Below are 21469 nucleotides of genomic sequence, written 5' to 3' on the forward strand. Positions count from 1 at the left end.
GACATGATTACAGCAACCAAATTGTTCCTGCCCACGTCTTAATAGTGAATCGTATTTTATAAACCAGATTAGGGAGGATCACTTATGAAAAATAGAGTTTCTGCCCTTGCCCTTATCTTGCTTGCAGCAGCATTATTGTCGGCATGTTCTAAAACAGAATCGGTTACGTTGGTTAACGAATCTAACGAATCGGTAGCTCAATCTATTTTTGATTTAGATCGTCTGGAAAGCACAACGGTATACACGGGGCGTGCTAAAATCGAAAGTATTGAAAAGATTGAAAAAGAAGTAGAACAACCATTAGCTGCCCCCACCATGGACTATTTGATCCGATTTGAACAGCCTGTTCAATTTGCTAAAGGACTGCCCAAAAGTGATGATCCAACCGAAAAGCCTATCCAGTCGGTGTATATATCTGTTCCAGATACACATATTTATAAGCAGATGGATGATCAGCGCAGGCAATTAATCAATCCAGCAGAATTACAGGTGGGGGAACCCATTGAAGTCTCTTATGTGTACCCTGTAACACCTGTTTTCCTGGCATTGGAAATCATCGTGCTGGATGAATGATAAAGGAGGCTGGTAAGGCCTCCTTACTCCTATGGAAGCACATTACATCGTAAGGCTTAGGTGATATTAATGAGTTTTACCATGTTGTAGATATAACGTGTTTGCTCATACTTCACCATAGTGCCTGCAGAGTTTTTAACTTGAATACCGGTCGAGCCTCCACCATCAAGAAGAATGGCTTCAAAGCAATCCTGTTTAATAAAATAATTGCGAAGCTGTTTCAGAGTCGCATTTTCATGAACAACCAGGTAGACCTGCCAAATATTATTCACGACTTTGAAGCCCAAGCCAGTTCGCCCGGTGGAATCGGTGTATCGCAAGGTTCCATTCAAATCGAATTTTTCAATATCTTTCAAAGCCTCAAGCCATTCTTTTTCCTCCATCTTCAGCGACAGGCTGCCGCCGCTAATAATAGACTTATACGTAATCGAAGTCCCCATTTGTTTTTTGAGATCCGTTACACTTGAAGCACGGGTAATTCCCATTTTTGTTTTGTTGCTCTCCGTGTACACAAATGCTGTACCCCGGCTATTCCCTTTGGCATTTGCCTTGCTGTCATGGGTATTATTGGGTGTGACCGCAATCGATAGGCACTCAGTCGGCGGCTTTGTTGTGCTGATGGGGTTAAAGAAGCCCCCATTAATCCCATAGTCGGTTTGCTGTGTGATTCGGCTTCTAATATTTTTATTTTGAATATTCGAAGCTGGCGTGATGATCACATGAAAACCATCGGATGTTTTGGTATAAGAGTAGTTTGTTGGCATTATGGGCAACCTCCTGGTGGATTCTTTTGAAACCGAATCTCGCGCGATAATTCGTTTCTCATATATATAGGAAATTTACTGCCGTCTCTTACAACCCGAAATCACATTTTCCTAAAAATATTTGATATAGCGTGTAATGAGACAACGCTTGACTTCAAGTTAACTTTAAGTAGTAACATACTGGATGTAACGTGATGGTGATCAGAAAGGCCGATGACATTCTTTTGATATAGGAGTGATGGAAATTGAAAAAGAAACAACTGGGTAAAAGTGACCTTAAAGTATCTGCACTGGGTCTGGGCTGCATGGGAATGTCCGAATATTATGGCGAGTTGAATGATCAGGAGTCGATCAAAACGCTTCATCGTGCGTTGGAGCTGGGGATCAACTTCTGGGATACAGCGGATGTCTATGGTGTGGGAGAAAATGAAAAACTGATCAGTCAAGTCCTGCGGAGCCACCGGGATGAGGTGGTATTAGCTACCAAATTCTCCATTATGCGCGGAGAGGATGGGGCATTCTTGGGTGTCAACGGCCGTCCTGAATATGTAAAACAGGCATGTGACCGCAGCCTGCAAAGACTGGGAATCGATGTCATCGACTTGTACTACCAGCACCGTGTCGATCCGAATGTACCTATCGAGGAAACGGTTGGAGCGATGAGTGACCTGGTTCAGGCGGGGAAAGTCCGCTATTTGGGGCTGTCCGAGGCTTCTCCTGCACTCATTCGGCGTGCTCACAAGGTTCACCCGATCACGGCTCTGCAAACGGAATACTCCTTATGGAGCCGGGAAGCGGAAGATGAGGTTATACCCGCTTGCAAGGAGCTGGGAATTGAGTTTGTAGCATACAGTCCGCTGGGACGCGGTTTTTTGAGCGGGCAAATTCAGAAGTTTGATGATTTTGCAGAAGATGATTTCCGTCGTACCGTGCCACGCTTTCAGCCTGAGAATTTCCAGAAAAATCTCGATCTCGTACAGCATATTAAGGACCTCGCTGCTCAAAAAGGGGTCAAGCCTTCTCAACTGGCCTTGGCATGGCTACTTGCGCAAGAGGGAATTGTACCGATTCCAGGCACCAAGCGGGTTACTTATTTAGAGGAAAATGCGGGGGCAGTCGATATCTCTTTATCTACGGAGGAAATGGAAAATATTAACGAGATCATTCCCAAAGGAATGGCAGCTGGCCTTCGTTATGCGGCAGAGCGGATGCCGAATTGGCAAGCCGAATAATTCCAGCTTTATAACCCAAAAAGCCGTCCTTAACGCGGATCGGCGCGAAAGGCGGCTTTGCGGGGCTTACATATACAGCTATGGTCGTGGTTTGAAAATACCGAAGGGACGTCCTACAGGCAGGAACGTACGGCCAAAATGTGCATTCAGAACAGCGGCTCCTGTACCGTATAGCGAGAGTAGACCAATACCCATTTCAGCATAAGCGGCGATGGTATGGAAAATCTCTGGTGCAACGCCGAATGCATCAAAGCTAAGACCGAGGAACAGAAAATCAATCAGGACAAAGATAAAGAATAGGACCTTATGCGTCTCCATCGCTCCAATGGTCATGAACAGCGTGAAGATGAGGTAGCCGGCAAAGGCAAAGCCGAGCTGCTTACCGTCTACAGCAGACGCCAGCTCAGGGCCGAATACGCCCATTTTGATCATCCAGCTACTAGCTACGGCTAACCAGAAGAAGGCGTAAGCACCAAAAGCCGTCATGCCAAAGGTGTTGTTATGCTTTGCATCCTGAATGCAGGCAAACAGCTGTGCAAAGGCACCAAGGAAGATAGCCCAAGGGATGATGAAGCTCAAGCCCTCAGTGAGACCGAGCTTTTGGGATGAAGCGACAAGCGTTACAATAGCCAAGCCAAACAGACCGATCGCGCTCGGATCGGCCGTTACGATTTTTACGTTAGAATGAGATTCGTTTTGCATGAAAAAATAGAAGCCTCCAATAATGTTCAAGTACGCGTCAATCTGCCGATGCCAGAATCACACTGACATATTGTAACGGAAACAGAGGAACTAGCATAGTACATAATTCTGCTACCGATTGCGGTTGCCTTTATTCACATTATTGCTCCCACCCTCAATACTGACTGATTTGCCTGAAGTATCTGTGATGTTGTCCTTAATTTCATTGGAGCTGGAATCGGTGACACGTATTCCTATGTTGGAAAATCCGGAGTACGTGGTCATTTCGTTACCAATAATTTTGTTGTTGTTTGCGTTAGCAAGGCGAATGATTGTGTCAGGATTAAGTGAAGAATTGGTTTGAAAAAACTCATTGTCTGTAAAAGTATTGCCGTCCGATTGAACCAGAAGACCTTGCAGGGATGCATTTTTTATCGTATTTTTGTATACATTATTGTCTGTTGCTCCAGTCAGTACAAAGATTCCCCGAGGATAATTTTCAATTACATTATTGTTGACGGTGTTGTGGGCACCGTTATTAGGGATACGAATGCCAGCATATCCGTCGGATTGATGGGTTTTGTTAATAATTTGGTTTCCGGTGACCGTTGTGTAGGTTGCGCGTGACAGATTGATTCCACTGCCGCCGCCCGAATTGGTAATTTGGTTATTCGTAATTTTGACGTTACGGAACTCGCCTGCCGGATAGCTTTCATGTCCGGTGGCAATGGCATGTCCATTATTCTGGTCAAAGCGGCTGTTGGTAATCTCTGAATCTCTCGTTCTGCGAAGAAGGGCTCCGATTGTGGTATCGCTAATCTCCACGCGATCCAGCGTGAGGTGCGAGACGGCCACATCTATAATCATACCGCCTACCTGACTTTCGCCACGAGCTTCACGGTTCGCACGGTCTGCGTCAATGGTGAGATTCGATAGCTTCACGTCTAGTCGGTCAGAATTGTTTCGTAGAATCGGATTCCCAATCACGTATTGGTTTTTAGACCCTGTTTTTTTGAAAATCGTTTTGCCCATTCCGTCACCGTTCAGACTCACCCCGGCATATAAACGGATCGAATCGTCGACCAGATATGTACCTGCCGGGAAGTACACGGTTCCCTCTGTACCACGATCATAAAAATACTTCAACGCATTTTGGATTTCCCTGGATTGTGATGAATTCGAATTGGGTTTAACGCCAAGATCCTTGGCATTAATTACATTGTCGGCTGCTTGGGCCACATGCGAGCTTCCTCCTATAGAGCCTTGAATAACGAGTGCAATGACAGCTACCAGCAACAAGCTGAGCCTGGCCTTCCGATTAAAGATGTTTAACATTTTGCACACTCCTGTCAGATTTTTTGTAATCGTAGAAACTTTTGTTTCATGCAAAGCCTATGCGTGAATCTCCCCTCCCAATGTTAAATATGTTGAAACAATACCATAATTACCCTTTATATTTTCGGTCAAAATGGGTTATATTTCAAGTATTAACTTAAATAAAACGAGGGTTTCTAACTTTCAGCTTGCTTTAATTTTATTTTCAGCTTGACCAGGTACACTCAAGGCAATTTTCCTGGGGAGGACACATAACGAATGAAAACGAAAAAGACCGTTTGGATTCCAGCAATAATCGCAGTGACGGCAGCAGCTCTGCTCGTAATCTACTATTACTACATGTCTTCGGTTTCCGGCGGCGGACCTGGTCCGCGACCGCCAGAAGGCGGCGTAAGTAACCTGCCTACAGGGCCTGTGGGCAGACGTCCCGGTGGAGAAGGTGGGGGCAATGGGGAAATATTCAAGACTTTGGGTACGATCTCCGTATTCCTTGGCGCGGCCGCTTTTTCTTGGTTCTGGTTTAAGAAGAAGCTAAGATCGCCATCGATATGGGTCAGAAAAGCCGGGAAGTTGTTACATTCCCTGCATAAGCTGCTGGGTTGGGCGACCTTGATCCTGATTGCTGTTCACGGTATCTATTTCTTGATTACCAAGCTTCAAGATCACAAAACCTACACCGGGCTTGCGGGCTTTGCCATTCTGCTGGCAATCGCCGGGTATGGCTTCTTCATTAACAAAGTTCGTAACAAGTGGATGCGGACCGTGCATCGTTTGCTGGGATTGCTTTGGGTTCCCGTGTTGCTGCTACATGCTGGCGGATCCGCGATCATGGCGGTCATCGCCAGCCTTGCAGTGGGGGTTCTTGTCTGGGTACTGGAAAGAATGGCAGGCAAAACGACGAAGCCTGTCCCAGGGGACGCTCTCTGACTATCTTGAATGGTGTTACGTCGGGATTTGTGATAATATTTACACTTATATAAAATGAGGAAGTGACAAAGTGATAAACATAACGATTCCAATCCCGGACATCACGATTACCAAACAGGTTAACCCTGAACTGAGCCATATTTACGGATTTACAGATTTCCACCTGATTCCCAGAGATAAGAGTGGTATTTTTATGTTTTACAACGCGCAGGAGGAATTATTGTTCGTTGGTAAAGCAAGAAAGCTGAGACAAAGAATCAAAAAGCATTTTGAAGATACCGTATCGCCGATTAAGGCGAATCGCAACGAAGTGGCGATTATTGAGGTTTGTATTGTAGAAGATGCGGTGGAGCGAGAAATCTATGAAACCTACATCATCAACTTACAAAAGGCTAAATATAACGTCGAAAAAGTGTTTTTCAAGTAATGAAGTAACTTTCGTATGAAAAAAAGAGCAATAAGTTGCAGTGATTGTACTGCCCTTATTGCTCTTTTGTATTACTGTATTTTAGATCCTTCCAGAGAGGGTGCCGTGGTATGAACAAAACAGACCGCCTGCTAGCTATCTTGCTAGAATTGCAACGTAAAGATATTTTACGAGCCGAGGATTTGGCGGCCATATTCGAAACAAGTGTGAGAACCATCTATCGGGATATTCAGGCACTAAGCGAATCGGGTGTGCCGATTATAGGTGCACCCGGCATTGGATATTCCCTGATGGAGGGATATTTTTTGCCCCCGGTGAGCTTTAGCGTGGAAGAAGCCGTAGCGTTGCTAATCGGGACAGATTTTGTTGAACAAAAATTTGATGCAGATTACGGCATTAAGGCGCAGGCTTCTCGCAGAAAGATTGAAGCTATTCTACCGGAGAGTGTTCACAGGGAAGTTTCCCGGGTGCGTACGACCATCAGACTGCTCGCGGTGGGTGAAGGGGCAAACCTTAAAGAGAAAACCTGTTTGGAAACGTTGCGTCTCGCTATATTGGGAAAACGGAAGGTACGGTTCGGCTATTCCAAAAGAATGCCAGAGGCTGACGGGAATCGTCAAAGTGTGCGTGTGGTCGCCCCCTATGGGCTTGTGCTGATTCGTGGTTCGTGGATGTTGATTGGGCAATGCGAATTGCGGCAGCAACTTCGCCATTTCCGCTTGTCCCGGATGGACGAGCTTATCGTGCTGGAAGAAAGGTTTCAGTTCCCCATCGATTTTAATTTGCAGGATTATAAGCAAACCGATGATCGCCATGTACGTGTTCGTATATTAGCCCGTTCGGATATCGCTGATAAAGTGAAGGAAGCGAACAATTTTTACATGGAGGCTGTAGAGGAGCGTGTGGATGGACTGCATGTACTTTTCCGCGTCAGGCAGCCAGAGGAATTACTACAATGGATACTCGGGTGGGGTGCAGATATGGTCGTGCTGGAGCCTGAATCGCTCCGGGATCGGGTACGATCGGAAGTCGAAAAAATGTTGAAATGCTACTGACATAAGGCTGTCAGTAGCATTTTTGTATAGTAAAGCTACTTGAAGGAGAGGGGCAGTTAATAGTATATGAATACAACAACCGAAACATTGCAGCGTTTTGAACAAACGGTACAACATTATCTTCTTGAATTGGACCACTTTAGCTTGGAGCAATTGCAGTACACACCGCAGGAGGGCGAATGGTCGCTTGGACAAATGTACCTTCATTTGGTGAACTCTGCTCTTTATATGCATCTGAAGAACATTGATCTTTGTCTAAAGCCAGATGGAGAGATAGGGACTAAAACGGAGGCAGGCACGGCCATTTTTGATCTGGGAGGCTTTCCGCCCGTGCGTATCCAGGTCCCGCCATCCCCGCAGTACACTCCCCCGCAACCGACTGGCAAAGAAGAAATTGTGGAGGGATTAAACGTTGTAATTGGCAAAATGAGAGAGATTGAGCCGAACGTTGGGGAAACAGCAGGGAAGTCTACCGTTTCTCATCCCAGATTCGGCGCGTTGAACGCTGGAGAGTGGTTTACGCTTATCGAGATGCATTATCGCCATCATCTTTTGCAGAAGGAGCGCTTGAAGCGCGCAATAGCCGGTTAATCGTCTCCCGGCGCAGCCCGATGAACTGGCCGATTTCCTCCTGCGTCAGCACGTCCGTTAACGTGGCGGGGGCGATATAGGAGTGGAACCAGCGTTGAAGCTTCCGAAGCTTCTCGGCAGGTGACACCTCGGTGAGCTGGTCAATTCGTTGCTGCATCATGCGCAACTTGTCCTGTAGCTGCAAAGCGATAGCCCGACATTGAGCCGGGTCCTGCTCCAGCGCCTGATACCATTCTTTTTGCGACAGAACCTCAACCTCAGAGGTTACCAGCGCCACCGCTGTACCATAATAAGGATTGGGGCTGATTAGGGAGTGGTGCGGGATAATTTCATCGGGCACAATAACGTTGACTAAAATTTGTGAGCCATCCTCATGGACTCGGATGATTTTTAACAAGCCACTCTTTAACTGATACAGAGGGCCGGATTCTCCTTGTCGAAATAGGGTCTCCCCTTTGTGTAATATCATGAACGTGAACAGCCTCCATTTCATGTATTTCGGTTTTTAGATGAACCCGCCGTTGACGCGGATCGTCTGCCCGGTAACCCATTGTGATTTGGCGCTGGCCAGAAACTCAATCACATCCGCGATATCCTCGGGTTCACCGAGACGGCCGAACGCATTCATTTTTTTCATACCTTCGATCTGCTGCTCGGTTTTCCCTTCTTGAAAAAGCTCGGTATTCACGGGGCCGGGGGCCACAGCGTTGATCGTAATTTGTTTGCTTCCGAACTCCTTGGCAAGCTGACGGGTAAATTGCTCAACGGCGCCTTTGGTACCCGCGTATACGCTATACGAAGGAAACATTTGTCCAATCACGGATGTGGAAATATTCACGATTCTTCCGTAGTTCTCCATATGCTTCATCGCTTGCTGGCAAGCAAAGAAGGTGCCTTTTACATTCAGTGCAAATTGTTTGTCAAAATCGGCCTCTGTCACGTCTGCAAGCGGCTTGGTAATCATCAGCCCTGCGTTGTTAACCAGAATATCCACTTTTCCAAATTCAGTAATCGTATTTGTAAATAATGCTTCAATATCACTCATCTTGCCCAAATCAGCGTGAAGTGCTATGGCTTTGCCGCCTTTTTGAATAATGCCCTCCACGACTTCTTTGGCTTTGTCCGGACTGCTGGCATAATTGATGACTACATTAGCGCCCAGATCGGCCAGCTGCTCGGCAATGGCACGTCCAATTCCTCTGGAGGAACCGGTAATAATCGCTGTTTTTCCGTCCAAATGCTTCATATGTGCTTAACCTTCTTTCCATATATTTTTTAAGAGATTCCTTTTTCTAAAAGCGCCCATACATCCGAAAACTCCTGGTCAATCGCAGGATTCTTCCATTCGTAAGCATGAGCGGGATGATGGAAACGGGCTGTGGCATAGAAAAGGGTACGCGCCAGTTGGGCTGGCTGATCCGATGTGATGCCCCCGCGTACAATGATGTCAGCGAGCTGATCTACAATGTGGCCGATATGCTGGTCGATTAAATCAGTGGCTTGCTCGGTGACCCGGGTATACATGTCGAACATTTCCTCGTCATCGCGGGCATAATACTGCTTGAGTTCGATCAAGGTCTGTGTATATCGTTGTAAATGCGGCGTTCCCAGCAGGGATGAATCCTGACACACCTCCGTTAACGGAGCGATAATCTTTTCATTCAGCCATTTTTCGGTCACGCCTTCAAGAAGCTCGGCTTTGCTTTTAAAATGTCGATAAATGGTGCCATGACTTACTCCCAATACTTTGGCAACATCGGTCACGGAGGTTTTGGCTACACCAAAACGTCTAAGTGTGTCTTCTGTAGCGATGAGAATCTGTTCCTTGGTTAAAATATCTGAGGATTTTTCCATAGAGACACGGTCAAGTTGCCGTGTGAGTCACCTCCTTGAAGTCAGGATATCAAAAAGAGTATCAAATGACAAATATTTATTTTTGTCATTTGATACTCTTTTTCTTCTAAACTAATTCAAAGGAGTAAACTGAAACCCTACAACAGTGATTCGATGACAGAATCTATTTCAAAGGGCTCCGTCGTTGATTCAAATCTTCCATTTACATGACCATCGCGATCGATCAGAAACTTGGAGAAATTCCACTTGATCCCGTCGCCAGCGTATATTTCCGGATACTTATCCCTCAAGAAATCCTCCATCCATTGACCGTCCTTGGTTTGGGTATCGAAGCCTTGAAACGGTGCCTGTTGTGTCAGATATTGAAATAAAGGATGAGGAGATGGACCTCTTACATCCGTTTTCTCAAATAGCGTGAATGTTACTCCATGGTTAATTTGGCAGACTCCCTGAACTTCCGAATTGCTACCCGGCTCTTTTTCATTGAATTGGTTACAAGGAAACGCGAGAATTTCAAAACCCTGTTCCCGTCGACTTTCATAGAGCTTCTGTAGATCAGCGAATTGACGGGAAAAGCTACATTTGCTGGCTGTGTTTACGATGAGGAGAACTTTCCCGCTGTAGTCTGACAGTTTAATCGGCTTCCCGTTAATTGAGGTTGCTTGAAAATCATAAATAGACATATTAAAATCCCTCCTCATATTACTTTTTATACATCATATATCCAGAGTGTCTATTGGTCTAATATATTATTCGAATGACCTTTATAGGTAGAAGGGGATTTGCCTCTTTCATAGCAAACTGTGGCATTCGCCGTTACCAAGATAGAATATGGATGCATATTCATGTAATGCGTGCAAAAACCCAACAGAATCGAGGGATACTCGTGCCCATTGGAAAGATGATTCAATATAAGGAAATGCGACAACATCCCGTTTTAAGTTCTTATCTGCCGGAGACCCGTTGGATTAGCAATGCAAGAACTTTGCGCATGCTGGACGAATATCGGACGGTTTTCATTAAGCCTAATTATGGAAGCGGGGGGACTGGTATTATACGGGCCAAAAAGCTGGGGAGGAGGTATGAGATTCGTTGCGGCTCCAGTCGAAGAATTGTCAGATCCCACGCGGTGAGAAGAGCGATCAAAACCCATCGGAGGCCTCATCGCCGTTATTTGGTACAGCAAGGACTTCGGTTAGCGAAGTACAAAGGTTCGATTTTTGATGTTAGAGTGTATATGCAGAAGCCGGAATCGGAATGGGTCATTTCAGGAATAACCGGTCGTGTTGCCGCACCCCAAAAAGTGGTTACCAATTACCGCAAAGGAGGACATGCGGCACCATTGTCCAAAGTGCTTTTAAAGGTCTTTAAAAATGACAGAACGAAAATGAAAGAGACTCTGGATCAGATCATCGAACTTTCTAAAATGGTTGCCGACACGATAGATAAAAATCATCCGTTTCGCGAGCTGGGTATTGATCTTGCTATTGAGAAGAATGGTCAAATCTGGATTATCGAGGCCAATCCGCATCCCGGACATAAGTTGTTCAAGCAGCTCCCCAATCATAAGATGATTCACAACATTTTGAGAAACAAACGTCGGATTGAAAAACATTAGTATAAAGTTATACTCCATTTTTCAGCCTGAATCCGGCCCTCATCAAGAGCCGAATTCAGGCTGATGTGTTATTTTGTCTTGTTTTATAGTGTGGTCATTGGCCTCGCGGTTCAACATATTCAATAAAAGTGCCATCCGGGTGCTCTACAAAAATACTCGGCCCCACAGGACCGTGCTGATCCCTTACAATCGGGGTCCCTTCTGCGGCCAGAATGGCTTTAAGCTCTGTCATGGAGTCCACATACACTACAGAGCGCAGGTTTTTGGCAAGCTCCAAAGCTTGCTCGGTCCCCGAAACGATGACATAGGGATAGACCGTGGCTAATTGAAGCTCGGCGTCGGGAATAGCCCATTGTCTGTCCGACGGCTTTCCTGTTATTTTTTCATAATGGGCTACAGCCGACTCCAGATTACTCGCAAATACGGGAATAAAATGATCTGTAATATTCATAATTTCATCCTCCAGTTGAGTTGTACATAATGGTGGTATTTTATGTAAAAAGAAGCCGCTCAAAATCATGAGAAGGCTCCTTATTACGGATAATGGTTCAGTTGATTCGGTTTTAATGGGATATGAAATTTTTGAACAACTGTACGATCGTTTAACTCAATTGGAGCAACAAGAGGAAGAACGTATATTAGTCGAACGTATAGAAAGTCTTGATCGGGACCCAGCATCCGCGAAATCCTGGAAAGATATCCGTCGAACTACCTAAACTGAATGAAAGAATTGTTTGATATTCGTTTACATGAGGCTGCGGAAAAAGAATATAACCAGCTGGATGGTTCAGTTCTTGATGAGGTCAATAAAGTCAATGAAGGAGTTAATATTCCGGTATGGAAAAGACAAGATGATTAGAATGGTGAAGATCATTATAGGAGCAGACTACTCCCCCTGCTCTTGTCTTGCCTGCTCTCCTGCTCACCGATCCAGAAGCCAAGCGCGAGTAATGCTAAAAAAAAAAAGACGCTTCTGGTTTCCCAAAGACGTCTTTAATAATCTTCAATCCATAAAGATACATATATAAATAAGACGTAAGCTAGAACAAAGAATGTAATCACACTAAGGGGGATAATCCAAGTAAGATGAGTCTTAAATGGTGTTAGCATTTTCTGGATAGTCGGCAGAGATCTATATTCTAATTCTTCTAAATCTTCCTCCGCTTCTTCTTCATCTCTAACTAAAAGTTCACTCCATAACTTGTAAGTTCAACAGCTGATGGCTTGACAGACGATGTACTATTCTCTTTTGATTGAGACTGAATTAATTTTTCAACCTTTTTGCTTTTTGTCTCTTGCCCGCCTATCAGTACCTTCCAACTATCGCCCTTTTTAATGATGGGGTATGTGACTGTATTTATTGAACCATCATCTTTTCTAGTTAATTCAACCGTAGCAGTATAGGTGCCATCAGAAGCTGAAACGACATTTTTGATGCTGACATCAGAAAATGGATTATTGCTTACTGATTCCTTATACTCTTTCAATTGTTCCTGTTCGCTATTAAATCTCGTATCTATCACCCATTTTGCGGCTTCCGAAGCATCTCCGGATATTGCGGCTTCCACATAGTTTTTTATTGATTGTTTGGCTAATTCTTCATTAGAAGCACTCTCGGCGCCAGTAAGACCAGGAAATACGGACATTGCAAGCAAAGAAATCAATAACATTGTCTTTTTTATTTTACCATTAAAGCTTGAAAATTTCATTAATATTCCATCCTTTCTTTTTTTAGATAAATATACCTTACGTCGTTTTGGAATAAATGTTCACTACAATCATGTAAAAAAGTTCAATAATAATGAGGCCGCCACCTGAATACAATTTACTTGTTATCTTCTTCCTTAACATAAGTAGCGTCATATGCAATAATTACTTTGGTTTTATCTGTAGCCTCTGAAACATCGTAAACTACTTCATTTTGACTGAAGTGTTTTTACAAACAATCCATCCTTCGTTTTGATCCTGTCAGGATGATTAAGTTGTTCTACAACATCGGCCGGAACTGGCTCGTAAGTAACACTTTCCGATTTTCTAAGGATATCAGCTTCGGCATTTACATTATTTATAATACATCCAGTGAATGCAACAGCACTCACTGTTAAAATAGCCAGCATCCAAGTTATTGGTTTTAATTTCATAGAAACCTCACAAATTATTATTTATTTTGTATATCCATTTCCAGATATAGAAATTCCGCCAGAGTGATTTCCAATGAGTAAATACACTGGGTTATCTGATGTTCCTTTAGGAACATTATAAAATGTAATTGTTGTCTTATTGCCGTCACTAATATTGCCATAAACCTGAACTGTATCAGATTTATTTTTATAATCTTTAGTCATGAATTGATAGTTAACTCTAGCTGGTTTACTAGAACTATAGGTGTCCTGTACTAAAGTAACAGAAACTTGCCCAGATCTATGAGTAGGTAAAGGGCTTGGCATGTGAAATAATATTATAAATATATTGCATTGTTATTATAATTTTTTATCAATGGTAATCATTTCAATAATAATTATATCACACGATTTCTGTTTTTCTACGCAAATGTTCAATAATCCCCTATAAATGAATCCCCTCTCCTAGATAGCTAACCTTACAAAGCTTTTAACAAGCTTGTATTGCCATTTCCTTTAGGTTAAAGGATAGGTTTTATTGGTCATTGGTTGGTTTTTGAAATTAATATTTATAGACAGTATGAACACTTTCTCTATTAAACAGACATTTAACATTCACTTTAACGAAGAAGCAAAATTGATAATTATAGGGAGTGTTTCACTTGTTCTAAGATGTAATTTCCAGAAATGAGATTAATTTATTGAAAATATATACATTAATTAATCTGTGGTCAATTTATTTTTTACATAAATACATTCTTTTGAATTATTTGATATGATTAAGCTTTTCTCAAACTACAACGTGAACCCTAAGAAACAACGCAAAGAAGTCTCCAGACCTGAGGCCCAGAGCTTTCTTTGTTTAGGTCAATTATTATTTTGCGTCCGAAGGCAATGAACCGGCTACGCCCCAAATTTCCACATTAACTTTGTTTGTACCACCGCGGAACTGAATTGTATATCGTCCAGAACGCAAACCGTCCGAAATTCCCGCATCAGTACTTCTCCAAACTGTTTCACTGTTTTTGCTGATTGTCTTGCCGTCAACATACACTTTACCAGAATCGTTGTGCTGTACAGTAAAATCAACCGGGGCATTAACATAGTTCCTAATGCGCAATTTAACATGCCCAAAACCCTTAGGAACCTCGAAGCTACCTGGTGCAGTTGCACTTCCCCCTACAGTAAAGTTAAAAGAATTCCCCACGCTCTGAGGAGTTACTACATGGTCACCAGTAGTTGTTGTACTTGCATCTTGGGTCGCTGTAGTGGATATATTCGCAGAAATCCTATCAGGATGATAAAGTCTGTCTAGTACGTCAGCAGGGGGAACAGGATCGTAAGTAACGCTTTCGTTTGGAATAGGGGCATCGTGATCAGCAAGCACACTATTTGTAATAACAACAGTTAATACACTAGCACTTACTGCCAAAATAATGAGCCCCCAAGTTGTTGCTTTGAATTTCACAGCCACACATCCATTCTAATTATTTTGTAAACCCATTTCCTGATATGAAAAGTCAATAGGCGTGACAAATCCCGTCCATTATTGAAAGAATAGGATAGGAAGTGTAACTGTTGAACATTCAGAATCTCACGAACTAAAAAGGACGCTCCAGATCAATTCCAGAGACGTCCTTCGTGACTTTTCTGTTTTTCAGTAGCATTGTTTTAAAAAATCAGAAAGTTGCTGGCCCTACTCAGTTGTTATTGGTAAGCAGGTGCAAGGTAAGTATTGCGAACATTCGTAGCGACAAAATCCCATGAGCTTATTCTTTGTCCAGTGTAATCATCATACTGAACGGCTCTATACTTTTTAAGAGTTAAGTCAGCCGAAACCCCTAGTCTACTAAATCTACTCGGGTCTGCCGGGATTTGCGTTGCTACTGAATACAAGTACGAAACTCCGACAGTAAAAGATACATCGTCGTATTTTAGCGTAGTAGAAGCGGTATAGGTTTCCCCACTATTAACTGTATAATTACTTGCTTTGGCCCAGTAAGGAGTATTCTTATGATAATTGATAAATTGGTGATCTCTTGTAGTACCTGAAATAAACGTGTTGTCAATGTGGGTACTGGAAGGCCGTATTACAGAGTCGACAGCTTCTAACTGGACTGTGGTATTCTTATCATTTGAGGCAGCTACGTAAGAATCATAATCTTCTTTTGTCAAAAAGGACACTACATCGCCGTTATCCAAAGAAACCGTTTTATAGGCTCCATCAACCACAATAGTCGCAGAAACAACATCCGGTTGGGGTACTGCTGCATCATTTTGTGCTGCGTAAATGTTAGGTGTACCCACAACAAAAAGCAGTAAAGCAGAAAGAATAATCGCGAATTTTTTCATAAGATTTCCTCCTGGTCATATATTTACATTATAATGATAACAATAACATCTGTTTTGCGGACGTTTTATCACACTTCATAAAGGAGAGATATACATGTATTCCGTAAGCGGCACCATAGCTTTAATATCAAGCATGTCTATGTTCTGGCTTTTATACTATTTAGAACACATCAGTTCCGCAGGGTTTAATGATGCTTTTTACTTATTCCCACTGATCTTAATTGTTCTTTGTATTTATTTTTATTGGAAGGATCATGATGCAAAAAAGTAGGTGATCCTTCATCTCATTATCCAGACACTTATATCCCCTCCCTTCTTGACCGGTTGATGCACACATTCGGTCTTGGGTGGCATTTTCGCTGCCCTTGACCCGGTCACTCTACCGATTGATCTTGCTTCGTATGTCACTACATTTTCACAGCCAGGACTCCTTTCCAAACAAGTAGCTTAAATACCTTGTTAAGTGATATTTATACAAATTCCTATGCACTATTGAAGTAGATAGGAGGTGTATACATCTTGCGTTACAAAAATACATAAATTTTTAATTAATGGTAATCATTTCAATAATAATTATATCACACGATTTCTGTTTTTCTACGCAAATGTTCAATAATCCCCCACAAATGAATCCCCTCTCCTAGATAGCTAGCCTCACAAAGCTTTTAACAGCTTGTATTGCCATTTCCTGTTAATGTATTTCCCTTTTAAAAAAGCCATTATATAGAATTATTATACTAGTTAGATGAGAGGAGGAATAGTTTTGCATAAACAGCATCCGTTTTATTTACTTGAACGAAACCAGCGTCATGCTAAGGCAAGAAAAACAATGTAGGTGATGTGGCTCTGAAAGCATGAGGATGTTTGGTTATATCAGTTGGGTCAGCTTCTTGGTCTGGAACATACGGTTGTACTGATTTATCAGTTCATCCAAAAGCATAGACTGTTCAAGCACACAGGCATGTCCGAAACCATACTGTTTCGTACAGATCATGCAATCGTTGCCGGGCATCTTCCAACTGTTGATTTAACGTTTCATCTGTATTCATAGCGCATTTCCTCCTAATGTATCTCATTTTAGGATGGAATGTGGAAATATGAATGGCTGTTTTAGCAATCAAAAATCAGCAAAATATAGCAAAAACGTGCATACTGCTGCGGTAAGAATTGTTGTGTGTACATATCCGTAGATGAAACTTCCTGATACGCCGTAATTTGAGGTTCAAAGCGCTGGAGAATATGATCCACATCAGTAGCTCTCCGCCTAATTAATCATAGACCCCGAAAATGTTTGGGGTGGAAAACCGCTCACGAATCCTTTTCAGAGTAACTGTCGCACTTGGTTTGACAATCTGTCTCTATATAAAAAAGTTCAATAATAAAGGGTTAATATTCTTGTATGTGGTGAGCTGCTTTTTAGCATGGTCATCGTGCGAGTGCCTTGCCTTCTGATCACTGGGTGTATGGTCAGGAAAATCCAGCCAACATGCGGATTTATGATTGAACAGTTACATTACATTTTTTGTGCATGTTAATTTTTGGAATGAGAATGTATTTAACTATAAAATAAGACACTTTATAGAATAATATTCATTAAGTGATAGGAGGGTTGTTTTTGCATACATCAAGATGGATTAGAAAAGTAGATACCTTGGGAAGAGTCGTTATACCGATGGATATAAGGAGGGAATTAGGCATTGTAAAGCAGGACGCGTTCTCATTGTCCTCAACAGAACAAGGCATCATCCTACACCAAATAGACAAAGAACAATGTGGGTTATGTGGCTCAAAAGATAGTCTGGTGCCATATAGAGATTCCTTTGTTTGTATCGCCTGTAGACATGAACTGAAATCATTGTGATTGGCTAAAGAAATTGGGACAGCTTCCAACTGCTGATTTAACGTTTCATAGCGCATTCCATCCCAATTAATCTCATTTTAGATTGGAATGTGGAAATGTGAATGGCTGTTTTAGCAATCAAAAATCAGCAAAATATAGCAAAAAAAGACCAGCGGCTAGGCTGGTCAATGGTAATAAAATTAAAAACCGGATCACATTCCACCAATGTGACCTTGAGTTTCAATCGTGCCAGGGCTTGAGTGTCCAGGAATTGGATAATCAGCTTGAGATTGTGATGCGAATACCAGTAAAAAGCTAATTACCGCCAAGAAGAAAACCATCTTTTTGATCAATTTTTTCCCATAGACTGTGCAACTGATCTCGTGTTTCAGAAACGGCATACGCTTTGAATCGTTCAAATAACATTGCACAATTATGCGAAAGTAGTCCTTTATTAATGAATTCAGCCTTTTCCCATGCATTTAGCAGACATTTGAAACCATATAGATATCTACCTTTATTTAGGCTATATTTTGCTAGTTTATACCAAAATCGTACGTATTCCTCTGGTAAAACTTGTTGTGTGAATACGTCATCCGATGAAGATTCATGATAGTTTACGATTTGGGATTCAAAACGCTTGAGGATATGATCCACATCAATATTGTATCTATTGGCCGTTTCCATGACATTTAGGAGTTCAGCAAAAATGTGTTGTTCGCCTGCTATATACTCTACATAATCGGGCAAGATACTAATATCTCCAGACATAAGCTTGTTTACGTACGTATTAATTTTCGCCCATTGCTGATATTGATTCTTCCAATAAAGTGAATCTGGGTCATTCTCCTTTACCCAACTTAGATCAGCATAACCGCGAATGTGTGCTAATGCTTGTTCATGATCTCCTTTTGCATCGCAAGCATTAGCACACAGCAGCTTAGAATAAGCTATGTAGGCAAACAGCGGCTTACTTGGACTTTTCTGCGGCTCTGTTCCTTTTCGCTTAGAGTTATGAACCAAATCATATTGAATTTGTCCTAATTGACCCATTTGGTATGCAAATTCATAAACCTTGTCCCACAGGCTTAATGATCTATACACGTTTGCTAAATCTTTTAAGGCATCCAGTTGATCTATCTCATGTAAGCGATGGACAAACGTCTCAAACTTATTCGCTGCATTCAAGTTAAGATTCTGATCCTTTCCAACCGCAATCTGAAACAACCGATAATGGGACAAGGCAAGTCGTTCGGAATGCTGCTGCTTTTCACTCTCGGCTATATTTTCATACAGGTAAGCGGCTGCGTCCTGATACCCATTTTGGAAAGAAGCTTCGGCTAATTCAAAAAGGTTGGGAAGATAGCCAAGATTATCTAGTAGAACACTTACCACTCGCTGCAAACAATCCAGCCGATGAAACTGCACACATCGGTACAGGAAGGGGCAAATTCTTCGCCAGTTAATCGGTTCATCTACAGTGCACTCTTCAACATACCTTTCATAAAAATGATCCGGTGGTAAATTCATGCCCGCAGTAATGAGATCCAATTGGTAAACGGAAATAGGACGGTTGCTCGTCAAAATGCCACTCATCGTGCCGGGATTCAAGCCTGCGATGTGCCCAAATTGAGTCTTGCTCAAGCCTTTTTCTTTCAGATATGTTTGAATTTCTGCTCTTATCTTAGGTGTGATTTCCATGAATAAACCACCCTCTCAGCGTGAACTATAATATGATGCTCATTTTAATAAAAAAATTAATTGGAAATCTTATAATATAATAAAATTTTTGCCTTTCCTTAATTATACCATCTTATGGAATAATAATAAATGCTTCTATTTTATTGCTTTTTATCTTGGTAATAGGAGTTGTTTCAATGAGAAATATAGCAATGACAAGAAAGATAGACTCGCTAGGACGATTCGGAATGCCTAAAGAAATACTATATATGGTTGATATTAGACCAGGCGATTCAGTGGAAATTTTTATGGATGCAGAAGCGAGCACAATATCACTAGGTAAATACATCGGCCAATCCTGTAAATTTTGCCAATCAACCGAAGTATTAAGCACCTTTAAAAATTCTCTCATATGCAATGAATGTAAAAGTCAATTGATAGCTACTCAAAAGGATAAACGGAATCCACAACCAAAAGAGGTGATGACACAGCTGCTTTTGGTTTTGCTAGAAAAGTACCCTGACGCTTACAACAGGAATATTCTGATATGTTACGCATACCAATAGCTCGTTTAAGGAATCTTTGTCAAACAATTTCACAGCAGCAAAATGCTGAGAAAGAGATTAAGTCCAATCCGGGCATCAATTCTACCATACTCAAAAGGAGAGGCTAGCATTGAAAAATACAGGTATGATACGCTCTCTAGATACGTTATTTCGGATCGTTATCCCCAAAGAAATGCGCGTAACCATGAACTTGGAGGTTGGTGATGGTATTGAATTTCTTGTGGATGATGAAGGGAGCTTCTTTGGTCTGCAAAAGTATGTCGGCACTTCTTGTAAGCTGTGTGGCTCAATTGAACGTCTAACCTATTTCAAGGGCAAGCTTTTATGTACGAACTGCATAACTGAATTGAAGGGGAATATAGGCATTAGTACAATACCAGTGCCCAAGATTAAGGAGCCAAGACAAAGAGAAAAACGAACGTATCAGCCGACACAAAGCTTGATCGAGAAACTAAGGGAATTGATGCGTGAACATCCCAATGCCAAGCAAAGCCAATACGCCAAATGGATTGGCGTTTCGCAAGGCCGTATATCTCAACTCAAAAAGTTATTGTAGGCTGACCGGAGATCCATTTTCGATCATTTTCCGAGCAATTGTATACAACAAAAAAATGCCTGCTTGCGTAGCAGACACATCGAGAAATCCATACAGTATGAAAAACCACCGGATAGTTAGGCTCTCGAACCTATTCCTGGTGGTTTTTCTGTCTCGTACTTGCTTATAGATGTTTATCAGCTTTGTTATGGGTTTACTTTTTGATAATCGGAATCCATACCTCGCAGCGATAGTCCTCAGCCCGCGAGTCCCCCATCATATATACCTCCAGCTCAGGTCCGCCTGAATGCTCATAATTGCTGGCCGGGAACCATTCCTGATAGATTCGTTGCCATACCTTTTGGATCGAGTGAGGCATAGGGCCGATGGATGTAAACACGGCCCAAGTTTCGGCCGGAATCGTTCTGGCATCCAATCCGTTGGAAGCAGCTACGTCCTCACTGCCTTCGGCGGCAATCAGGTACGTAAATTTCTCTTCCCCATGCTTGAAATCCAAACAAATACCGAGGATATCGTCGCTTGTTCCCAAGGCTTGAATCCGATCCGATGTACCATCAGCGTTCAGCTCGTCCCAGAATTTCGGGATTTCCCGGAAATTTTCACCGTCTTTCGTTGTGACTTGGATGGACTTGCCAATGACCGTAAAGGCCGCTTTCTCTACAATTTTATAATCCATATCCTGATCTCCCTTCAACGATAGATGGAAGGTAATGCGTGGAAAGGCTTTCAGGTTCACCCCAGGGCTTCTGGCCTCAGAGGGAGATATACCATGTACCTTACGGAACGCTTTAGAAAAAGATTCGGGGGAATCATATCCGTATTTGAACGCTACATCCAAGACTTTGGTGGTAGAAAGACTCAATTCCTGTGCAGCCAAGGTCAATCGACGTTTACGTATATATTCGGCTACAGTGACGCCGGTTAGCATATGAAACATACGTTGGAAATGAAAGGGAGACGAATAGGCTGCCTTTGCAATTTCGTCGATATCCAGCGGCTGCTGCATTCTTTCTTCCATCAGATCCAGCGCGTTCTTGATCCGAAGTAACCATTCCAACCGCATCACCTTCCTTGGTTGTAATCATATCATTAGCGGTGTCCGTAATCCTGTCTTTGCGTGCTCTTGTTGAACAGACTCTGTCGCCTAGTTTAATGGGACGCATACTCTGTTTCAAGTCGGAATTTCATACTGAAATTTTGGAAGATACAATTCGTCTCTCCCTCTTGTGTTCATAATTAAAATTTGGGACAATGAAAGAAGCGTTTAAATAGCGAAGACTGCTTAAACATGCTATGAT

26 protein-coding genes are annotated in these 21469 nt (G+C 42.4%); 9 read left to right on the forward strand and 17 right to left on the reverse strand.

Annotated elements, in window-relative coordinates:
• Window positions 1-84 precede the first annotated feature (84 nt).
• Window positions 85-573: a hypothetical protein gene (locus ABH897_RS07200; RefSeq protein WP_283653915.1), complete on the forward strand. Its 489-nt coding sequence runs from the start codon at window positions 85-87 to the stop codon at window positions 571-573.
• A 56-nt stretch (window positions 574-629) separates the two neighbouring features.
• On the opposite strand, the gene ABH897_RS07205 is transcribed toward ABH897_RS07200, so the two are convergent.
• Window positions 630-1337, reverse strand: coding sequence for a phosphodiester glycosidase family protein (locus ABH897_RS07205; protein ID WP_404591488.1), 708 nt, complete (start codon window positions 1335-1337; stop codon window positions 630-632).
• Between the two features lie 245 nt (window positions 1338-1582).
• On the opposite strand from ABH897_RS07205, the gene ABH897_RS07210 reads away from it, so the two are divergent.
• Window positions 1583-2569: an aldo/keto reductase gene (locus ABH897_RS07210; protein WP_404591490.1), complete on the forward strand. Its 987-nt coding sequence runs from the start codon at window positions 1583-1585 to the stop codon at window positions 2567-2569.
• A gap of 78 nt (window positions 2570-2647) precedes the next feature.
• On the opposite strand, the gene ABH897_RS07215 is transcribed toward ABH897_RS07210, so the two are convergent.
• The gene (locus tag ABH897_RS07215) at window positions 2648-3271 is read right to left on the reverse strand and encodes an acetate uptake transporter (RefSeq protein ID WP_137060860.1); all 624 of its coding nucleotides are present in this window, start codon (window positions 3269-3271) and stop codon (window positions 2648-2650) included.
• Between the two features lie 111 nt (window positions 3272-3382).
• A complete protein-coding gene (locus ABH897_RS07220) occupies window positions 3383-4585 on the reverse strand; it encodes a glycosyl hydrolase family 28-related protein (RefSeq protein ID WP_404591492.1) in 1203 nt (400 codons plus the stop codon).
• 258 nt (window positions 4586-4843) lie between these two features.
• Here ABH897_RS07220 and ABH897_RS07225 point away from each other — a divergent pair, with 258 nt between their 5' ends.
• From ABH897_RS07225 to ABH897_RS07240, 4 genes are all read left to right on the forward strand, one after another.
• Window positions 4844-5512: a hypothetical protein gene (locus tag ABH897_RS07225; protein WP_404520588.1), complete on the forward strand. Its 669-nt coding sequence runs from the start codon at window positions 4844-4846 to the stop codon at window positions 5510-5512.
• Between the two features lie 70 nt (window positions 5513-5582).
• The gene (locus ABH897_RS07230) at window positions 5583-5939 is read left to right on the forward strand and encodes a nucleotide excision repair endonuclease (protein WP_404591494.1); all 357 of its coding nucleotides are present in this window, start codon (window positions 5583-5585) and stop codon (window positions 5937-5939) included.
• A 110-nt stretch (window positions 5940-6049) separates the two neighbouring features.
• Entirely contained in the window at window positions 6050-6994 is a 945-nt protein-coding gene (locus ABH897_RS07235) for a helix-turn-helix transcriptional regulator (RefSeq protein ID WP_404591496.1), read from the forward strand.
• A gap of 66 nt (window positions 6995-7060) precedes the next feature.
• The gene (locus ABH897_RS07240) at window positions 7061-7585 is read left to right on the forward strand and encodes a DinB family protein (RefSeq protein ID WP_404520585.1); all 525 of its coding nucleotides are present in this window, start codon (window positions 7061-7063) and stop codon (window positions 7583-7585) included.
• Here the strand turns inward: ABH897_RS07240 and ABH897_RS07245 are convergent.
• From ABH897_RS07245 to ABH897_RS07260, 4 genes are all read right to left on the reverse strand, one after another.
• Window positions 7518-8054 (reverse strand): Crp/Fnr family transcriptional regulator, encoded by a 537-nt coding sequence (locus tag ABH897_RS07245; protein ID WP_283653907.1) that lies wholly within the window; start codon window positions 8052-8054, stop codon window positions 7518-7520. The genes ABH897_RS07240 and ABH897_RS07245 overlap by 68 nt on opposite strands.
• Window positions 8055-8090: 36 nt before the next feature.
• The gene (locus ABH897_RS07250) at window positions 8091-8831 is read right to left on the reverse strand and encodes an SDR family oxidoreductase (RefSeq protein WP_404520584.1); all 741 of its coding nucleotides are present in this window, start codon (window positions 8829-8831) and stop codon (window positions 8091-8093) included.
• A 29-nt stretch (window positions 8832-8860) separates the two neighbouring features.
• On the reverse strand, window positions 8861-9439 hold the full coding sequence (locus tag ABH897_RS07255; protein ID WP_404520583.1) for a TetR/AcrR family transcriptional regulator: 579 nt from the start codon (window positions 9437-9439) through the stop codon (window positions 8861-8863).
• Between the two features lie 137 nt (window positions 9440-9576).
• Window positions 9577-10122 (reverse strand): glutathione peroxidase, encoded by a 546-nt coding sequence (locus ABH897_RS07260; protein ID WP_134911868.1) that lies wholly within the window; start codon window positions 10120-10122, stop codon window positions 9577-9579.
• Window positions 10123-10274: 152 nt separating this feature from the next.
• Between ABH897_RS07260 and ABH897_RS07265 the strand changes: the two genes are divergently transcribed.
• Window positions 10275-11057: a YheC/YheD family protein gene (locus ABH897_RS07265; protein WP_404529677.1), complete on the forward strand. Its 783-nt coding sequence runs from the start codon at window positions 10275-10277 to the stop codon at window positions 11055-11057.
• 94 nt (window positions 11058-11151) lie between these two features.
• Here ABH897_RS07265 and ABH897_RS07270 read toward each other — a convergent pair whose 3' ends face one another.
• A complete protein-coding gene (locus ABH897_RS07270) occupies window positions 11152-11508 on the reverse strand; it encodes a VOC family protein (RefSeq protein ID WP_404520580.1) in 357 nt (118 codons plus the stop codon).
• A 270-nt stretch (window positions 11509-11778) separates the two neighbouring features.
• Here ABH897_RS07270 and ABH897_RS07275 point away from each other — a divergent pair, with 270 nt between their 5' ends.
• Window positions 11779-11916 (forward strand): hypothetical protein, encoded by a 138-nt coding sequence (locus ABH897_RS07275; RefSeq protein ID WP_404520579.1) that lies wholly within the window; start codon window positions 11779-11781, stop codon window positions 11914-11916.
• 322 nt (window positions 11917-12238) lie between these two features.
• On the opposite strand, the gene ABH897_RS07280 is transcribed toward ABH897_RS07275, so the two are convergent.
• The 8 genes from ABH897_RS07280 to ABH897_RS07315 form a co-directional block, all read right to left on the reverse strand.
• Window positions 12239-12766 (reverse strand): nuclear transport factor 2 family protein, encoded by a 528-nt coding sequence (locus tag ABH897_RS07280; protein ID WP_283653900.1) that lies wholly within the window; start codon window positions 12764-12766, stop codon window positions 12239-12241.
• A 207-nt stretch (window positions 12767-12973) separates the two neighbouring features.
• Complete coding sequence (locus ABH897_RS07285; RefSeq protein ID WP_283653899.1) at window positions 12974-13198, reverse strand: hypothetical protein; 225 nt, start codon at window positions 13196-13198, stop codon at window positions 12974-12976.
• Window positions 13199-13219: 21 nt separating this feature from the next.
• The gene (locus ABH897_RS07290; RefSeq protein ID WP_152643799.1) at window positions 13220-13402 is read right to left on the reverse strand and encodes a hypothetical protein; all 183 of its coding nucleotides are present in this window, start codon (window positions 13400-13402) and stop codon (window positions 13220-13222) included.
• A 649-nt stretch (window positions 13403-14051) separates the two neighbouring features.
• Entirely contained in the window at window positions 14052-14645 is a 594-nt protein-coding gene (locus ABH897_RS07295; RefSeq protein WP_283653897.1) for a hypothetical protein, read from the reverse strand.
• Window positions 14646-14884: 239 nt separating this feature from the next.
• Window positions 14885-15529 carry a hypothetical protein gene (locus ABH897_RS07300; RefSeq protein WP_283653896.1) on the reverse strand — a complete coding sequence of 215 codons (645 nt, stop codon included), beginning with the start codon at window positions 15527-15529 and terminating at the stop codon, window positions 14885-14887.
• An 868-nt stretch (window positions 15530-16397) separates the two neighbouring features.
• A complete protein-coding gene (locus tag ABH897_RS07305; protein WP_235332259.1) occupies window positions 16398-16523 on the reverse strand; it encodes an aspartyl-phosphate phosphatase Spo0E family protein in 126 nt (41 codons plus the stop codon).
• Window positions 16524-17684: 1161 nt separating this feature from the next.
• Window positions 17685-19070, reverse strand: a complete 1386-nt coding sequence (locus tag ABH897_RS07310) for a transcriptional regulator (protein WP_404520578.1) — start codon at window positions 19068-19070, stop codon at window positions 17685-17687.
• A gap of 112 nt (window positions 19071-19182) precedes the next feature.
• Window positions 19183-19461, reverse strand: a complete 279-nt coding sequence (locus ABH897_RS07315) for a hypothetical protein (protein WP_404529676.1) — start codon at window positions 19459-19461, stop codon at window positions 19183-19185.
• A gap of 263 nt (window positions 19462-19724) precedes the next feature.
• Between ABH897_RS07315 and ABH897_RS07320 the strand changes: the two genes are divergently transcribed.
• Window positions 19725-20171 (forward strand): AbrB/MazE/SpoVT family DNA-binding domain-containing protein, encoded by a 447-nt coding sequence (locus ABH897_RS07320; RefSeq protein ID WP_404520576.1) that lies wholly within the window; start codon window positions 19725-19727, stop codon window positions 20169-20171.
• Window positions 20172-20364: 193 nt separating this feature from the next.
• On the opposite strand, the gene ABH897_RS07325 is transcribed toward ABH897_RS07320, so the two are convergent.
• Window positions 20365-21234, reverse strand: a complete 870-nt coding sequence (locus ABH897_RS07325) for an AraC family transcriptional regulator (RefSeq protein ID WP_404520575.1) — start codon at window positions 21232-21234, stop codon at window positions 20365-20367.
• Between the last annotated feature and the right edge of the window lie 235 nt (window positions 21235-21469).

The sequence above is a fragment of the Paenibacillus sp. RC73 genome, from assembly GCF_044908085.1.
Classification (GTDB): domain Bacteria; phylum Bacillota; class Bacilli; order Paenibacillales; family Paenibacillaceae; genus Paenibacillus; species Paenibacillus terrae_A.

What these genes read in the sequence shown, in the direction of transcription:
- ABH897_RS07245 (WP_283653907.1), bottom strand. Translation starts at nt 8,054, where the DNA reads ATGATATTACACAAAGGGGAGACCCTATTTCGACAAGGAGAATCCGGC.
- ABH897_RS07260 (WP_134911868.1), bottom strand. Translation starts at nt 10,122, where the DNA reads ATGTCTATTTATGATTTTCAAGCAACCTCAATTAACGGGAAGCCGATT.
- ABH897_RS07265 (WP_404529677.1), top strand. Translation starts at nt 10,275, where the DNA reads ATGCATATTCATGTAATGCGTGCAAAAACCCAACAGAATCGAGGGATA.
- ABH897_RS07215 (WP_137060860.1), bottom strand. Translation starts at nt 3,271, where the DNA reads ATGCAAAACGAATCTCATTCTAACGTAAAAATCGTAACGGCCGATCCG.
- ABH897_RS07270 (WP_404520580.1), bottom strand. Translation starts at nt 11,508, where the DNA reads ATGAATATTACAGATCATTTTATTCCCGTATTTGCGAGTAATCTGGAG.
- ABH897_RS07290 (WP_152643799.1), bottom strand. Translation starts at nt 13,402, where the DNA reads ATGACTAAAGATTATAAAAATAAATCTGATACAGTTCAGGTTTATGGC.
- ABH897_RS07285 (WP_283653899.1), bottom strand. Translation starts at nt 13,198, where the DNA reads ATGAAATTAAAACCAATAACTTGGATGCTGGCTATTTTAACAGTGAGT.
- ABH897_RS07280 (WP_283653900.1), bottom strand. Translation starts at nt 12,766, where the DNA reads ATGAAATTTTCAAGCTTTAATGGTAAAATAAAAAAGACAATGTTATTG.
- ABH897_RS07205 (WP_404591488.1), bottom strand. Translation starts at nt 1,337, where the DNA reads ATGCCAACAAACTACTCTTATACCAAAACATCCGATGGTTTTCATGTG.
- ABH897_RS07325 (WP_404520575.1), bottom strand. Translation starts at nt 21,234, where the DNA reads ATGCGGTTGGAATGGTTACTTCGGATCAAGAACGCGCTGGATCTGATG.
- ABH897_RS07300 (WP_283653896.1), bottom strand. Translation starts at nt 15,529, where the DNA reads ATGAAAAAATTCGCGATTATTCTTTCTGCTTTACTGCTTTTTGTTGTG.
- ABH897_RS07235 (WP_404591496.1), top strand. Translation starts at nt 6,050, where the DNA reads ATGAACAAAACAGACCGCCTGCTAGCTATCTTGCTAGAATTGCAACGT.
- ABH897_RS07240 (WP_404520585.1), top strand. Translation starts at nt 7,061, where the DNA reads ATGAATACAACAACCGAAACATTGCAGCGTTTTGAACAAACGGTACAA.
- ABH897_RS07315 (WP_404529676.1), bottom strand. Translation starts at nt 19,461, where the DNA reads ATGAGAGAATTTTTAAAGGTGCTTAATACTTCGGTTGATTGGCAAAAT.
- ABH897_RS07255 (WP_404520583.1), bottom strand. Translation starts at nt 9,439, where the DNA reads ATGGAAAAATCCTCAGATATTTTAACCAAGGAACAGATTCTCATCGCT.
- ABH897_RS07310 (WP_404520578.1), bottom strand. Translation starts at nt 19,070, where the DNA reads ATGGAAATCACACCTAAGATAAGAGCAGAAATTCAAACATATCTGAAA.
- ABH897_RS07200 (WP_283653915.1), top strand. Translation starts at nt 85, where the DNA reads ATGAAAAATAGAGTTTCTGCCCTTGCCCTTATCTTGCTTGCAGCAGCA.
- ABH897_RS07305 (WP_235332259.1), bottom strand. Translation starts at nt 16,523, where the DNA reads ATGATCTGTACGAAACAGTATGGTTTCGGACATGCCTGTGTGCTTGAA.
- ABH897_RS07225 (WP_404520588.1), top strand. Translation starts at nt 4,844, where the DNA reads ATGAAAACGAAAAAGACCGTTTGGATTCCAGCAATAATCGCAGTGACG.
- ABH897_RS07275 (WP_404520579.1), top strand. Translation starts at nt 11,779, where the DNA reads ATGAAAGAATTGTTTGATATTCGTTTACATGAGGCTGCGGAAAAAGAA.
- ABH897_RS07250 (WP_404520584.1), bottom strand. Translation starts at nt 8,831, where the DNA reads ATGAAGCATTTGGACGGAAAAACAGCGATTATTACCGGTTCCTCCAGA.
- ABH897_RS07220 (WP_404591492.1), bottom strand. Translation starts at nt 4,585, where the DNA reads ATGTTAAACATCTTTAATCGGAAGGCCAGGCTCAGCTTGTTGCTGGTA.